Below are 14872 nucleotides of genomic sequence, written 5' to 3' on the forward strand. Positions count from 1 at the left end.
CTTATCCGGAGGCCGCCCGGCCTCGTGGCCGGGCGGCCGGTGCTCCGAGCTCGGTGCTGCTGGCTCGGTGCTGCTGCCTCAGTGCGAGAGCAGCCAGGTGAGGAGCGCCTTCTGGGCGTGGACGCGGTTCTCCGCCTCGTCCCAGATGACGCTGGTCGGGCCGTCGATGACGTCGGCGTCGACCTCGTACCCGCGGTCGGCGGGGAGGCAGTGCAGGAAGATCGCGTCGTCGGCGGCCCGTGCCATGAGCGCCTGGTCGACCTTGAAGCCGCCGAAGACGGCGACACGCTCGTCCTTCTCGTCCTCCTTGCCCATGGATACCCAGGTGTCGGTGACGACGACGTCGACTCCCGCGACCGCAGCCGCGGCGTCGTCGACGACCTGGACGGATCCGCCGGTCGTCGCGGCGATCGCGGCCGCGTCGTCGACGACATGCTGCTCCGGCTGGAAGCCCGCCGGCGAGCCGATGCGCACGTGCATGCCGGCGGTGGCGCCGGCCAGCAGGTACGACTGGCCCATGTTGCTCCGGCCGTCGCCGACGAAGGCGACGGAGAGGCCGGCGAGCGTGCCCTTCGCCTCCCGGATGGTCTGCAGGTCGGCCAGCAGCTGGCAGGGGTGGAAGTCGTCGCTGAGGGCGTTGACGACCGGGACGGTCGTGCCGGCCGCCATCTCTTCCAGGCCGGACTGCGCGTAGGTGCGCCAGACGATGGCCGCGACCATGCGCTCGAGGACGCGTGCGGTGTCGGACGGCGTCTCCTTGCCGCCCAGCTGGCTGTTCGCGGTCGCGATGACGAGCGGGCTGCCGCCGAGGTCGGCGATGCCGACCGCGAACGAGACCCTGGTGCGGGTCGACGACTTGTCGAAGATCACGGCGACCGTCTGCGGGCCCTCGAGGGGGCGCTGCGACCAGCGGTCTCGCTTGAGGGCGTCTGCGAGATCGAGGACCTCGAGCTGCTCAGCGGGGCTGAGATCGTCGTCGCGGAGGAAGTGGCGGGTCATTCGAGACCTTTCAGGACGCGGGAGAAGAGGGTGGAGAACTCGGCGATCTCGGCGTCGCCCACGATGAGCGGCGGGGCGAGGCGAACGCTGGAGTCGTTGGGGGCGTTCACGATCAGGCCTGCTTCGAGGCACCGGGCCGAGATCTCGGCGGCGATCGGCTGGGTCAGGCCGATGCCGATCAGCAGGCCCTGCCCGCGGGCGCCGGCGACGAGCGGCGAGTCCATCGCCTCGACGGCAGCCCGGATCTGGGCGCCCCGGACGACGGCGGCCTCGACGAGGCCGGCACGCTCGATCTCGCCGAGGACCGCGTCCGCGGCAGCCGTGGCCAGCGGGTTGCCACCGAACGTGCTGCCGTGCTGTCCGGCCTCGAACAGGTCGGAGGCGGCGCCGAAGGTGACGAGCGCGCCGATGGGGACTCCCCCGGCGATCCCCTTGGCGACCGTGATGGCGTCGGGCACGACGTCGAACTGCTGGAAGGCGAACCAGGAGCCGGTGCGGCCGATGCCCGTCTGGATCTCGTCCAGGACGAGGAGCGCTCCGTGCTCGCGGGTCAGCTCACGGGCCCGCTCGAGGAACCCGACGGGGAGGTCGAGCACGCCGGCCTCGCCCTTGATCGGCTCGACGAAGAGAGCCGCGACGTCGTCACCCATCGCGGCCTCGAGCGCCTCGAGCGTCGTGTCGATGTGCTCGACGCCCGCCACCATCGGCTCGAAGGGCCCGCGGAGGGCGGGCTTGCCGGTGAGGGCGAGTGCGCCCATGGTGCGGCCGTGGAACGAGTTCTGCAGGGCGAGGATCCGCGTGCGGCGTCCGTCGCCGCGGTTGAGCCGCGCGAGCTTGAACGCGGCCTCGTTGGCCTCGGCCCCGCTGTTCGCGAAGTAGACGCGACCCTGGTCGCCCGCGCCGCTGATGCGGAGGAGTCGCTCGGCCAGGGCCAGCTGCGGCTCGGTCGCGAAGTAGTTGGAGACGTGGACGAGCGCGCCGGCCTGCCGGGCGATCGCCTCGACGAGCACGGGGTGCGCGTGGCCGAGGGCGTTGACGGCGATGCCGGCGAGGAAGTCGAGGTAGCGCTTGCCGTCGACGTCCCACACGGCGCAGCCCTCGCCGCGCTCGAGCATCACCTTCGGGGTGGCCAGCGAGCGCATGAACGCGTCGCCGAACCGGCTCTGCCAGTCGCGGCGCTCGTCGTGTCCGGCTGGGGTCTGGGTGGTGGTCACGACTGTCCTTCCTGCGGGGTGCTGACGTCGCCGAACGGGGTGATCGGGAACGAGTCGACGACGGGTGCGCCGTAGGCGGCGGCCCTGTCGTCGGGGACGACCTCGGTGCCCGACCCGCGCTGGGTGAAGACCTCGAGGAGGATGGAGTGCGGGATGCGGCCGTCGATGATGGTCGCTCCCCCGACGCCGCCGACGACCGCGTCGAGGCAGGCCGTCATCTTGGGGATCATGCCCGACTCGAGCGTCGGGAGCATGTCGGTGAGCGCCGACACGGTGATGGCGGCGACCAGCGAGTCGCGGTTCGGCCAGTCGGAGTAGAGGCCCGAGACGTCGGTGAGCACGACGAGCTTGGTCGCCCGGAGCGCCACGGCGAGCGCGGCGGCCGCGGCGTCGGCGTTCACGTTCAGCAGCGACCCCTCGTCGCCCTCGTCGACGGCGAGCGACGACACGACCGGGATGCGTCCTGCCTCGATCTCGGCGAGCACCGACGACGGGTCGACGTCGACGACGTCACCCACGTGCCCGAGGTCGACGGCCTCGCCGTCGACGACGGTGCCGCGGCGACGACCGCGGAACAGCGTCGAGCCCTCGCCGGACACGCTGCGGGCGAGGTCGCCGTGCTCGTTGACGAGCCCGACGATCTGATGCGCGACGTCCCCGGCGAGGACGTCGCGGACCACGGCGATGGCCTCGGTGCTCGTGTAGCGGTACCCGCCGCGGAAGTCGCTCGGGATGCCCGCGGTCGCGAGGGCCGCGGAGATCTGCGGACCGCCTCCGTGGACGACCACCGGGTACAGGCCGGCCAGCCGCAGGTAGACCATGTCCTCGGCGAAGGCACGGCCGAGGGCCTCGTCGACCATCGCGTTGCCGCCGAACTTCACGACCACGACCTTGCCGGAGAAGCGCTTGAGCCAGGGCAGCGACTCGATCAGGGTCGCGGCCTTGACGGCTGCCAGTTCTTGCTCGGCGCTGTGGGTCACCTCGTGTGCGCCCATCAGCTGGAGTACGCGCTGTTCTCGTGCACGTAGTCGTGCGTGAGGTCGTTCGTGAGGATCGTCGCCTCGGCGTCGCCGGCGCGCAGGTCGACCAGCACGTGGACGGCCCGCGGGGTGAGGTCGACGGTCTCGCTCGGGACGTCGGGCGCCCCCGCGTGGCAGACCCGGACGCCGTTCATCGACACGTCGACGTCGTAGGGGTCGAAGGCGGCCGACGTGGTGCCGATGGCGGCGAGCACGCGGCCCCAGTTGGGGTCGTTGCCGAACACGGCGGCCTTGAAGAGGCTGTTCCGGGCGACGGAGCGGCCCACCTCGACCGCGTCGTCCTCGTCGACGGCACCGACCACCTCGATGCGGATTTCGTGGGAGGCGCCCTCGGCGTCCGCCTGCAGCTGGCGAGCCAGGTCGGCGCAGAGCTCCGTGACCGCCGTCGTGAAGTCGTCGGCCGACGGGGCGACACCGGACTCGGCGCTCGAGAGGAGCACGACCGTGTCGTTGGTCGACATGCAGCCGTCGGAGTCGAGGCGGTCGAAGGTGACCCTCGTGGCAGCGCGCAGCGCGGCGTCGAGCGTCTCGGCCGGGAGGTCGGCGTCGGTCGTCAGGACGACGAGCATGGTCGCCAGGCCCGGCGCGAGCATGCCCGCGCCCTTGGCCATGCCGCCGACCACCCAGCCGTCACCGGCGACGACGGCCTGCTTCGGCACGCTGTCGGTCGTCATGATCGCGAGGGCGGCGTCCTCGCCGCCCTCGGCGCTCAGCTGGGTCGCCGCAGCGCGGGACCCGGAGAGCACCTTGTCGCGGAAGACCTGGTCGCCGACGCCGATCAGGCCGGTGGAGCACACGACGACGTCGCCCGCCGAGACGCCGAGCGACTCGGCGACGGCCTCGGCCGTGGCGTGGGTGGTCTGGAAGCCGAACGGGCCGGTGAAGCAGTTGGCGCCTCCCGAGTTCAGGACGACCGCCTCCGCGACGCCGTCGCCCAGCACCTGCTGGGACCACAGGACGGGGTGCGCCTTGGCGCGGTTGCTCGTGAAGACGGCCGCGGCGGCCTTGCTGCGACCGGTGTTGACGACCAGGGCGACGTCGCGCGCGCCGGTGCTCTTGAGGCCGGCGACGACGCCGGCGGCGGTGAAGCCCTGTGCTGCGGTGACGCTCACGGTGCCACTCCGTCCGTGCTGAGGCCCGCGGTCTCGGAGAGGCCGAGGGCGATGTTGGCGGACTGGACGGCCGCGCCGGCCGTGCCCTTGACGAGGTTGTCGATGGCGCTGACGACGACGACGCGCTCGGCGGCCTCGTCGACGGCGAGGCCGATGAGGGCCGTGTTCGCCCCGACCGTGTCGGCCGTCCGGGGGAACACGCCCTCGGGCAGGACGTGGACGAAGGGCTCGTCGGCGTAGGCCTGCTCCCAGGCGGTGCGCACGTCGTGGGCGCCGACACCGGGGGCGAGCGTCGCCGACGTGGTCGCGAGGATGCCCCGCGACATCGGGACCAGCACGGGGGTGAACGAGATCCGCACGTCTCGTGCGCCGGCGAGCCGGAGGTTCTGCTGGATCTCGGGCACGTGGCGGTGCGTGCCGCCGACCCCGTAGGCCGAGGCGGACCCCATCAGCTCGCTGGCGAGGAGGTGCGGTGCCAGCGCCTTGCCGGCTCCCGACGGGCCGACCGCCAGGACCGACACGATGTCGGTCGCCTCCACCAGCCCGGCACGGACGCCCGGGGCGAGGCCGAGGGTCACCGCCGTCACGTTGCAGCCGGGCACCGCGATGCGGCGTGCGCCGCGCAGGGCGTCGCGCTGACGCCCGCCGGACGCACCGAGCAGGAGCTCGGGCAGCCCGTACGCCCACGCGCCGTGGTACTCGGTGCCGTAGAACTGGGCCCAGGCGGCTTCGTCGGTGAGACGGTGGTCGGCACCACAGTCGACGACGAGGACGTCGTCGGGCAGCTGCGCCGCGATCGCACCCGACTTGCCGTGCGGGAGGGCGAGGAAGACGACGTCGTGCCCGGCGAGGGTCTCGGCGGTCGTCTCGACGAGCGTGAGGTGCGCGAGGGAGCGCAGGTGGGGCTGCAGGGCGACGAGGGGCTGCCCGGCGTTCTGGAACGCCGTGACGGTCGTGACCTCGAAGTCGGGGTGCGCGGCGAGGAGCCGGAGGAGCTCACCGCCGGCGTACCCGCTGGCGCCCGCTACTGCTACGGAGTGAGGCATGTGTCCATCCTGATGGTCGAGTCGGTCGAGGATCGAGGGCGGCGGCGCCTCGCGAGGTCACTCGCGGAGCGTCGCCCCTGATCGCTCGCCGGCGAGGCGGACGGCCCCCTGCTTGGCCTCGGTCGCCTCGGCGGCCGTCAGCGTGCGGTCGTCGGCACGGAACCGCAGCGCGAAGGTCAACGACTTGCTCGCCTCCGGCAGTCCGGTGCCCCGGTAGTCGTCGACGAGCCGCACGGACTCGAGCAGGTCGCCTGCGCCCTCGCGGACGGTCTCGAGCAGGTCGCCCGCGGCGACGTCGACGCCGACGACGAGCGACAGATCCTGCGTCGCGGCCGGGTAGGACGAGATCGCCGTCGGCTGGACGGGGACGTCGGACAGGGCCAGGACGCGGTCGAGGTCGATCTCGCCGACCGCGACGACGCGCGGCAGGTCGAGCTCGGCCGACACCGTGGGCAGCAGCTCGCCGGCCACGCCGACGAGCTCTCCCGCGACCAGCACCTCGGCCGTGCGGCCGGGGTGCAGGGAACGGTGCTGACCCGTGCGGAACTCGACCTCGGCCCCGGCGGCGCGGACGGCGACCCTGAGGTCGTCGAGCACGTCAGCCAGGCCTGCGGCGACGGCAGGCTGCCCCGGCTGACGATCGACGGCGTCGCCCACGACGGCCACGGCGAGGTGCCGGGGCTGCGCAGGGAGGCTCGCGGCCAGCGAGGCGAGGAGCTCGTCACCGGGGCGCTCGGCACCGGCGGGCACCTCGGCGGTGCCGTAGGTCGTGCCCTCGACGGGCAGGAAGACCGTGCCGCTCTCGAAGATCGAGACGTCGACGAGACCGCGGGAGGTGTTCCGGCGGACGACGTCGAGCAGGCCGGGCAGCAGCGAGCGACGCAGCTGGGGGGCCGCGGAGTCGAGCGGATTCGCGAGCGTGACGGCAGGGACCGTGGAACGGGTGTCCGAGCCGTCGATCGAGACGAAGGCGGCGTTCTGGTCGGGACGGACGAAGGGGTAGGCCTGGACCTCGACCGATCCTGCGGCGGCCAGCGACGCCGCGACCCGGCGGCGGAGCTTCTGCTCACGGGACAGGCCACGCCCGGGAGGCGCCACGGGCAGCACCGACGGGATGCGGTCGTACCCGGTGATGCGGGCCACTTCTTCGACGAGGTCGGCCGACGTGCGGAGGTCGCTCCGCCAGGTCGGCGGGGTCACCTGCCAGCCCTCGCCCGACTCGACGACGACGGAGCCGACGGCGCGCAGGGCGCCCACCACCTCGTCGGTCGTGTAGTCGACGCCCATGAGGCGGGCGGCGCGGTCGCGCGGCAGCTCGATCGAGCCGGGCGCGACGGACTGGTCGAGGGAGGAGCCGAGCGGGTCGGCCGTGCCGCCCGCGAGCTCGACGAGCAGGTCGACGACCCGCTGTGCCGCGGGGGCGGACACGGCAGGGTCGACGCCGCGCTCGAAGCGACGGGACGCCTCGCTCGGCAGCTTGTGCCGACGAGCGGTCCGTGCGACCGAGACGGGGTCGAAGGTGGCGGCCTCGACGAGGACGTCTGTGGTGCCCGCGCCCATCTCGGTGCGCGAACCGCCCATGACGCCGGCCAGGCCCACGGCACCCTGCTCGTCCGCGATGACCAGGTCCTCGACGTGGAGGGCACGCACGGTGCCGTCGAGGGTCTCGAGCTTCTCGCCCGCCGCGGCGCGGCGGACAGTCAGCCCGCCCTGGACGGCGGCGAGGTCGTAGCCGTGGATCGGCTGGCCGAGTTCGAGCATCACGTAGTTCGTGACGTCGACCGGCAGCGAGATCGAGCGGACGCCGGCGAGGCGCAGCCGCGACGACATCCAGGTCGGCGTGGGCCGCGAGGAGTCGATGCCGCGGACGACCCGGGTGACGAAGGTAGCCACGGCCTGGCGGCCGCGCACCGGGGCGTCGTCGACGACGCTCACGGCGAAGCCGTCCGCCGCTGCGGGCTCGACCGTCCCGGCCGGGTCGGTGAAGGAGGCTCCCGTCGCGTGGGAGTACTCGCGAGCCACGCCGCGCATGCTGAGCGCGTAGCCGCGGTCGGGCGTGACGTTGATCTCGACGGCGGCCTCGTCGAGGCCGAGGAGCGCGATCGCGTCCGTGCCGACCTCGGGGTCGAGGCCGAGCGAGCTGAGCAGGAGGATGCCGTCGTGCTCGTCGCCGAGGCCGAGCTCACGGGTCGACGCGATCATGCCGTCGGACACGTGGCCGTAGGTCTTGCGCGCGGCGATCGGGAACGGGCCGGGCAGCACGGCGCCCGGCAGCGACACGACGACCTTGTCGCCGACGACGAAGTTGTGGGCACCGCAGACGATGCCACGGACGTCGTCGGGACCGACGGCGACCTGGCACCAGTTGATGGTCTTGCCGTTCTTCTGGGGCTCGGGCTGCAGCTCGAGCACCTGGCCCACGACGAGGGGCCCCGTCACGTCGCCGACGTGGACGTCTTCTTCTTCGAAGCCGACCGACACCAGCGCGGCGTGCACGTGCTCGAGGGAGACGTCGACCGGGAGGTCGACGTGCTCGCCGAGCCAACTCAGCGGAACCCGCATCAGACCACCATCCCGAACTGCTCGCTGAACCTGACGTCGCCCTCGACCATGTCGCGCATGTCGTTGAGGTCGTTGCGGAACTGGAGGGTCCGCTCGATGCCCATGCCGAAGGCGAAGCCCTGGTGCACCTCGGGATCGATGCCCGCCGCCCGGAGGACGTTCGGGTTGACCATGCCGCAGCCGCCCCACTCGACCCAGCGCGCCCCGCCCTTGGCGTTCGGCTGCCAGACGTCCATCTCGGCACTCGGCTCGGTGAAGGGGAAGTAGTTGGGCCGGAGCCGGATCTGTGCGCCCTGCCCGAACATCGAGCGCGCGAGGTGCTCGAGCGTGCCGCGCAGGTGCGCCATCGTGAGGCCACGGTCGATGGCGATGCCCTCGATCTGCGTGAAGACGGGGGTGTGCGTCGCGTCGAGCTCGTCGGTGCGGAAGACGCGACCGGTCGCGACGTTGTAGACGGGCAGCTCTTTCGCGAGGAGCGTGCGGATCTGCACCGGGGACGTGTGGGTGCGCAGCACGAGGTGCGCGTCGACCGGATCGACGAAGAACGTGTCTTGCATGGCGCGCGCCGGGTGGTCGGCGTCGAAGTTCAGTGCGTCGAAGTTGAACCACTCGTGCTCGAGCTCGGGACCTTCGCTGACCTCCCAGCCCATGCCCACGAACAGGTCGAGCATCTCTTCCTGCAGGAGGGCGAGCGGGTGCCGCGCACCGACCCGGCGCCGCGTGGGCAAGGCCGTGACGTCGACGGCCTCGTCGACGAGGCGCTGTGATTCTTCGAGCTCGGCGAGCTGGCCCTCACGGGCGGCCACCGCCTGGCCGACACGGCCGCGGGCGCCGCCGACGAGCTTGCCTGCCGCGGCCTTCTGGTCGTTCGGCAGGTCGCGCAGACCGGCGTTCATGCGTGCCAGGACCGACGCCTCGCCGGCGTGCTGGGCACGGGCCGCCTTGAGCTCGGCGACGGAGGCGGCGGTCGCGACGGCGGCGAGGGCCGCGTCGACCGCGGCCGAGACGGCCTCTTCGGAGATGGGGACGGAGTCTGACACGAGAACCAAGCTTAGCGATCGTTGGGGAGACGACCCGCGCCTCCTCGTGCCCTGGGGACGAGGAGGCGCGGATCACGGACCTGGGGAGGGCTCAGTGGTCGCCGGCGGCCCCGCCGGCACCGGCTCCGACGCCCGCTCCCCCGGCCTCGCCGGTCGTCGCGGGGACGTTCGGTCGCCCGGCGCGGGCCAGGAGGCCGGTGCCGCCGAGCCCGCCCTTGGTGCGCACGACTCCGCGACGGCCCGTGCGTCGGTCGACGACACGCACGACGTAGGAGAGCACGAGGTTGGTCGCGAGGTACACGACGAGCACCACGGCGAAGAGCGTGAACGTGTAGCGGCTGCCGTAGTAGGTGCCGAGACGGTTCAGGCCCTCGCGGGTCAGCTCGACGTAGCCGACGATGTAGCCGAGCGAGGTGTCCTTCAGGAGGACGACGAGCTGCGCCAGGATGATCGGCAGCATCTGTCGGAACGCCTGCGGGAACTCGATCAGGAAGCGCGTGCTCGTCGGCGTCAGCCCGATCGCCAGGCCGGCCTCGCGCTGGCCCTTCGGGAGCGACGCGATCCCGGCGCGGAGGGCCTCGCCGATGAGGGCGCCGTTGTACACGGCGAGGGCCGCCACGACGGCCCAGAAGGCCCCGGTCGAGAAGACGAGCAGGATGAACAGCATCATCAGCAGGACGGGCATGCCGCGGAAGAACTCGAGGACGACCGTCGTCGGCACACGCACCCACCTCGACCTCGCGGTGCGGAGGAACGAGAAGAGGACACCGATGACCACGGCGAGGACGGACGCGATGGCCGCGGCCTGGAGGGTCGCGACCCAACCTCGACCGATGGCACGCCAGAGGGCGAGGTCGCCGAGGATGTCCCACCGGGAGCCGTCGAGGACGCCCGGCGTGACGGCGCCGTTCGCGCTGACGCGCGGACGGCCGAGCAGGTAGGCGACGTAGCCCAGCAGGGCGAGGACGAGGACGACGCCGACCACCGAGATGATCCGCGACCTGCGGCGCGCGACGGGCCCTGGGGCGTCGTAGAGGACGTTGGTGCTCATCGGAGGGCTGCGACTCTCTGCTCGACGACGGCGGCGACCCGGCCGAGCGTGACGGTGACGACGAGGTAGAAGACGGCCACGGCGAGCAGCGTCGTGATGACCGCGTCGCCCCGGTCGTTGGCGATGTAGCGACCGGCGGCGAACAGCTCCGCCACGAAGAAGGCTCCCGCCACGGAGGTGTTCTTCGTGAGGGCGATGAAGACGTTGATGAGCGGCGGCACGACCATGCGGACCGCCTGCGGCAGGATCACGTGCCCGAGGGTCTGGCCGAACCCGAGGCCGATGCTGCGTGCGGCCTCGGCCTGGCCGACCGGCACGCCGTTGATGCCCGACCGAATGGCCTCGGCGACGAACGGCGATGTGTAGGCCGTCAGGCCGATCACCGCGAGCGGGAAGTAGCTGCCGAAGTCGACCCCGAGGTAGGGCAGCACGAAGGCGCAGAAGAAGAGGACCAAGGTGAGCGGCGTGTTGCGGAGCGCCTCCGTGTAGACGGTCGCGAAGGCGCGGAAGGAGGCGACGGGCGAGATGCGCATCGCCGCGACCACGAAGCCGATCACGAGGGCGCCGACGCCCGACAACAGCATCAGCTGCAGCGTCGTGACGAAGCCGCCCCAGAATCGGGGCCAGTTGTCGGTCACGGCGTCGAGGCCGGGGATGACGTCCAGGGGGTTCACGGATTGGTCCTCAGGTCGGGGCGGCGGGCCCGCCGAGCGGGGCCGGCGGGGAGGCGACGGACACCGTGCGCAGGCCGCGCACGGTGTCCGTCGATGTCGCTAGTAGCGGTCGATCGCCGGGGGCTCGGGGGTCTCGAGGACCTTGCCGGCCGTCTTCTCCCACAGCTCGTCCCAGGTGCCGTCGTCCTCGGCGTCCTGCAGCGTGTCGTTGACGAACATGCGGAAGTCGGTGTCGTCCAGCGCGAGGCCGATGCCGTAGGGCTCTGCCGTGAAGGGCTCGCCGACGACCTCGAACTCGCCCTCGTTCTGGTCGGCGAGGCCGGCCAGGATGACGTTGTCGGTCGTCACGGCCTGGACCGCGCCCGTGCGCAGCGGCTCGAGGCAGTTCGAGTACGTGTCGGTCGCGATGATGTCGGTCGGCGCGCTGACGTACTCGGCGATGTTGGCCTCGCTGGTCGAGCCGCTGACCGTGCAGACCTGCTTGCCCGCGAGGTCGTCGACGCTCTCGATGCCCTCGGGGTTGCCCTCGAGCACGAGGAGGTCCTGACCGGCCTCGTAGTACGGGCCGGCGAACGAGACCACCTCTTTGCGGGCGTCGTTGATCGTGTACGTCGCGATGACGAGGTCGACCTGGCCGTTCTGGATGAACGGCTCGCGGTTGGCCGACACGGTCTCGACCCAGTTGATGGAGTCGGGCTCGATGCCGAGCTTCGCGGCGATCAGCTTGCCGATCTCGGCGTCGAAGCCCTCCGGCACGCCGTCCGGGTTCGCCAGGCCGAAGAGCGGCTGGTCGAACTTGGTTCCGATCGTGATCTCGCCCGCGTCGGCGAGCTCGGCCATCGTGCTGCCGGCCGCGAAGTCGGCGGGCGTCTCGACGTCGACGGCGGGTGCCGACGAGTCGGTGCAGGCCGTCAGGCCGAGCACCGTCACGGCGGCTGCGGCTGCGGCGACGAATCCCTTGCTGAGTCGCATGTCGTTCTCCTTGCTGGGTGACCCGGTCGACGGTCGACGTCCGGGAGTCTGGTGGGGCGCCTCATCGACGCCGGGGGCGCAGGAGGTGCGGAGGGGTGGCCGAGGACGCCCCGTGACGGGGCGTGCTGGGCTCAGTGCGTGAGGATCTTCGAGAGGAAGTCGCGGGCCCGGTCCGACTTCGGGGCAGTGAAGAACTCCTCGGGCGTCGCTTCTTCGACGATCTCGCCCTCGGCCATGAACACGACACGGTCGGCCGCCTTGCGGGCGAAGCCCATCTCGTGGGTGACGACGATCATCGTCATGCCGTCCTTCGCGAGCTGCACCATGACGTCGAGGACCTCGGTGATCATCTCGGGGTCGAGCGCGCTGGTCGGCTCGTCGAGGAGCATCACCTTGGGGTCCATCGCCAGGGCGCGGGCGATGGCCACGCGCTGCTGCTGCCCACCGGAGAGCTGAGCAGGCATCTTGGACGCCTGGTTGCCCACCCCGACGCGGTCCAGCAGCTCCATCGCGCGCTTCTCGGCCTCGGCCTTGGACCGGCCGCGCACCTTGATCTGCCCGAGCGTGACGTTCTCGAGGACCGTCTTGTGGGCGAAGAGGTTGAAGCTCTGGAACACCATGCCCACGTCGGCACGGAGCTTCGCGAGGGCCGAGCCCTCTTCGGGCAGACGCGTGCCGTCGATCGTGATGACGCCGTCGTCGATCGTCTCGAGGCGGTTGATCGCCCGGCAGAGCGTCGACTTGCCCGAGCCGCTCGGACCGATCACCACGACGACCTCGCCCCGCCCGACGGTGGTCGTGACGTCTTTCAGGACGTGCAGCTGACCGAAGTGCTTGTTGACGTGGTCGACCACGACGAGGGGTTCCATGGGTCCACACAAACAGACGCCCGGTAGGGGGTCAAACTCACAGCTGATTCGTAACGCAACCGAAACGAGCCGTCCGGTCCGCCTAGGAGCGCTGGGCGAACGCGCTCTCGTAGAGGCAGACGGAGGCGGCGGTCGCCAGGTTCATCGACTCGGCGTGCCCGTAGATGGGCACCACGACCGCTCGGTCGGCCCGCGCGAGGTCGTCGTCGGTGAGCCCGCGCGCCTCGTTGCCGAAGAGCCAGGCGGTCGGGGCGTCGAGGACGCCGTCCTGCCGCGCCTGCAGCAGGTCGTCGCCCTTGACGTCGGCGGCGATGACCTGCATGCCCGCCTCGGCGCACCGCGCCACGACGCTGGCCAGGTCGATGCCGACCGCGACGGGGACGTGGAAGAGTGAGCCGGTCGTCGCGCGGACGACCTTCGGGTTGTAGAGGTCGACGCTTCGACCGGTCATCACGACGGCGTCGGCACCGGCGGCGTCGGCGGCGCGGATGATCGTCCCGGCGTTGCCCGGGTCACGCACCTCCTCGAGGATGGCGATGAGCTTCGGGCCGCCGTCGTCGCCCTCGGCGAAGATGTCCTTGACCGACGTGGGGAACTGACGGCAGACGGCCACCACGCCCTGCGGGGTCACGGTGTCGGCCATGGCGTCGAGCACGGCCTCGGTGACGAACTCCGCCTCGAGGCCCGCCTCGCCGGCCGCGTCCGCCAGCCCCGGGTGCCGCTCGAGGGCGGTGGGAGTGACGTAGAGCTCGAGCACCAGCTCGGGACGGAACGCGAGCGCCTCGGACACCGCCTGCGGCCCCTCCAGCAGGAACAGCCCCGTCTCGGTGCGGGCGTCCCGCTTGGAGAGCTTCGCCACCGCCCGGACTCGCGGCGAACGGGGGTTGTCGATCAGAGGGGTGCGCACGCGACAACTATGCCGCACCCGACCCCGGGAACGACGGAGGGCCCGGACAGCAAGTGCTGTCCGGGCCCTCCGGAGGTGGTGCTGGTGATGCTGACGCAGTGCGTGCTACGCGGCGACCGTGGCCTTGGGGGCCGAGGTGTCGGCGGGCAGCGCAGCCTTGGCCGTCGCGACGATCGACGCGAAGGTGGCGGGCTCGTGCACGGCCAGCTCGGCCAGGATGCGACGGTCGACCTCGATGCCAGCCAGGGACAGGCCCTGGATGAGGCGGTTGTAGGTCAGGCCGTTCTGACGCGACGCGGCGTTGATGCGCTGGATCCACAGGCGGCGGAACTCGCCCTTGCGCGCACGGCGGTCACGGTACGAGTAGACGAGCGAGTGGGTGACCTGCTCCTTGGCCTTGCGGTACAGGCGCGAACGCTGACCGCGGTAGCCCTCGGCGCGCTCGAGGATGACGCGACGCTTCTTGGCGGCGTTGACCGCTCTCTTGACTCTTGCCATTTTCTTGTTCCTCTACGTTCGTGTCAGCGGTCAGTGACCGAGAAGCTTCCGGGCGACCTTGGCGTCGGCCGGGGCCAACAGCTGGTCCTGGTTGAGGCGCGCCTTGCGGCTGGCGCTCTTCACCTCGAGGTTGTGTCGCATGCCGGCCTGCTGCTTCATGATCTTGCCGGAACCGGTGACCTTGAAACGCTTCTTGGCACCGGAGTGGGTCTTCTGCTTGGGCATGTGCTACTTGCTCTCTTCTGTCGGCTCGGCCGGTGCATCGGCCGCCGCCTTGTCGGACGTGGGGTGCTTCGGGGGCTTGTTCGCCGCCTTGCGAGCTTCGGCCTCGGCCTTCGCCTCGGACTTGTTCTTGTGGGGCCCGATCACCATGACCATGTTGCGGCCGTCGATGGTGGGGGTGGACTCGACACTGCCCAGCTCGGACACGTCCTCAGCGAAGCGCTGGAGCAGACGCACGCCCTGGTCGGGACGCGACTGCTCGCGACCGCGGAACAGGATCATGGCCTTGACCTTGTCGCCGCCCTCGAGGAAGCCCTCGGCGCGCTTGCGCTTGGTCTCGTAGTCGTGCTTGTCGATCTTCAGACGGAACCGGACCTCTTTGAGGATGGTGTTCGCCTGGTTGCGTCGGGCCTCTTTCGCCTTCTGCGCAGCCTCGTACTTGAACTTCCCGTGATCCATGATCTTGGCCACGGGAGGCTTCGAGTTGGGGGCCACCTCGACCAGGTCGAGTTCGGCCTCTGCGGCGAGACGCAGCGCCATGGCGATGGGAACGACGCCGATCTGCTCACCTGCAGGCCCCACGAGGCGGACCTCGGGGACGCGGATACGGTCGTTCGTACGGGGATCGCTGATGCGGAACTCCTCTGTCGTCACTTCGTCACCTGC

15 protein-coding genes are annotated in these 14872 nt (G+C 71.3%); all 15 read right to left on the minus strand.

The features are described 5' to 3' along the window. Positions 1-78: 78 nt before the first annotated feature. Positions 79-999: an ornithine carbamoyltransferase gene (gene argF, locus ACZZ97_RS08275; protein ID WP_463472847.1), complete on the minus strand. Its 921-nt coding sequence runs from the start codon at positions 997-999 to the stop codon at positions 79-81. Continuing rightward, positions 996-2213 (minus strand): acetylornithine transaminase, encoded by a 1218-nt coding sequence (locus tag ACZZ97_RS08280; protein WP_314100731.1) that lies wholly within the window; start codon positions 2211-2213, stop codon positions 996-998. Before ACZZ97_RS08280 ends, argF begins: the two co-directional genes overlap by 4 nt. Continuing rightward, positions 2210-3208, minus strand: a complete 999-nt coding sequence (gene argB / locus ACZZ97_RS08285; RefSeq protein ID WP_463472848.1) for an acetylglutamate kinase — start codon at positions 3206-3208, stop codon at positions 2210-2212. Before argB ends, ACZZ97_RS08280 begins: the two co-directional genes overlap by 4 nt. Beyond that, positions 3208-4365 (minus strand): bifunctional glutamate N-acetyltransferase/amino-acid acetyltransferase ArgJ, encoded by a 1158-nt coding sequence (gene argJ, locus ACZZ97_RS08290; RefSeq protein WP_463472849.1) that lies wholly within the window; start codon positions 4363-4365, stop codon positions 3208-3210. The genes argB and argJ overlap by 1 nt, the downstream gene beginning before the upstream one ends. Next, positions 4362-5411: an N-acetyl-gamma-glutamyl-phosphate reductase gene (argC, locus tag ACZZ97_RS08295; protein WP_314100734.1), complete on the minus strand. Its 1050-nt coding sequence runs from the start codon at positions 5409-5411 to the stop codon at positions 4362-4364. The genes argJ and argC overlap by 4 nt, the downstream gene beginning before the upstream one ends. A 57-nt stretch (positions 5412-5468) precedes the next feature. Continuing rightward, entirely contained in the window at positions 5469-7973 is a 2505-nt protein-coding gene (pheT, locus tag ACZZ97_RS08300; protein WP_463472850.1) for a phenylalanine--tRNA ligase subunit beta, read from the minus strand. Further along, complete coding sequence (gene pheS / locus ACZZ97_RS08305) at positions 7973-9013, minus strand: phenylalanine--tRNA ligase subunit alpha (RefSeq protein WP_463472851.1); 1041 nt, start codon at positions 9011-9013, stop codon at positions 7973-7975. The genes pheT and pheS overlap by 1 nt, the downstream gene beginning before the upstream one ends. Positions 9014-9104: 91 nt before the next feature. Continuing rightward, a complete protein-coding gene (locus tag ACZZ97_RS08310) occupies positions 9105-10064 on the minus strand; it encodes an amino acid ABC transporter permease (RefSeq protein ID WP_463472852.1) in 960 nt (319 codons plus the stop codon). Continuing rightward, the gene (locus tag ACZZ97_RS08315) at positions 10061-10729 is read right to left on the minus strand and encodes an amino acid ABC transporter permease (protein ID WP_314100778.1); all 669 of its coding nucleotides are present in this window, start codon (positions 10727-10729) and stop codon (positions 10061-10063) included. The genes ACZZ97_RS08310 and ACZZ97_RS08315 overlap by 4 nt, the downstream gene beginning before the upstream one ends. 108 nt (positions 10730-10837) lie before the next feature. Next, entirely contained in the window at positions 10838-11710 is an 873-nt protein-coding gene (locus ACZZ97_RS08320) for a glutamate ABC transporter substrate-binding protein (RefSeq protein WP_314100738.1), read from the minus strand. Between the two features lie 131 nt (positions 11711-11841). Then, a complete protein-coding gene (locus ACZZ97_RS08325; RefSeq protein WP_314100739.1) occupies positions 11842-12579 on the minus strand; it encodes an amino acid ABC transporter ATP-binding protein in 738 nt (245 codons plus the stop codon). 82 nt (positions 12580-12661) lie between these two features. Beyond that, positions 12662-13474: a TrmH family RNA methyltransferase gene (locus tag ACZZ97_RS08330; protein ID WP_463473782.1), complete on the minus strand. Its 813-nt coding sequence runs from the start codon at positions 13472-13474 to the stop codon at positions 12662-12664. Positions 13475-13591: 117 nt separating this feature from the next. Next, a complete protein-coding gene (gene rplT / locus ACZZ97_RS08335; RefSeq protein WP_209561104.1) occupies positions 13592-13984 on the minus strand; it encodes a 50S ribosomal protein L20 in 393 nt (130 codons plus the stop codon). A 30-nt stretch (positions 13985-14014) separates the two neighbouring features. Then, entirely contained in the window at positions 14015-14209 is a 195-nt protein-coding gene (gene rpmI / locus ACZZ97_RS08340) for a 50S ribosomal protein L35 (RefSeq protein ID WP_314100740.1), read from the minus strand. A 3-nt stretch (positions 14210-14212) separates the two neighbouring features. After that, on the minus strand, positions 14213-14860 hold the full coding sequence (infC, locus tag ACZZ97_RS08345) for a translation initiation factor IF-3 (protein WP_314100741.1): 648 nt from the start codon (positions 14858-14860) through the stop codon (positions 14213-14215). Between the last annotated feature and the right edge of the window lie 12 nt (positions 14861-14872).

This window comes from Frigoribacterium sp. AC512, assembly GCF_979258295.1.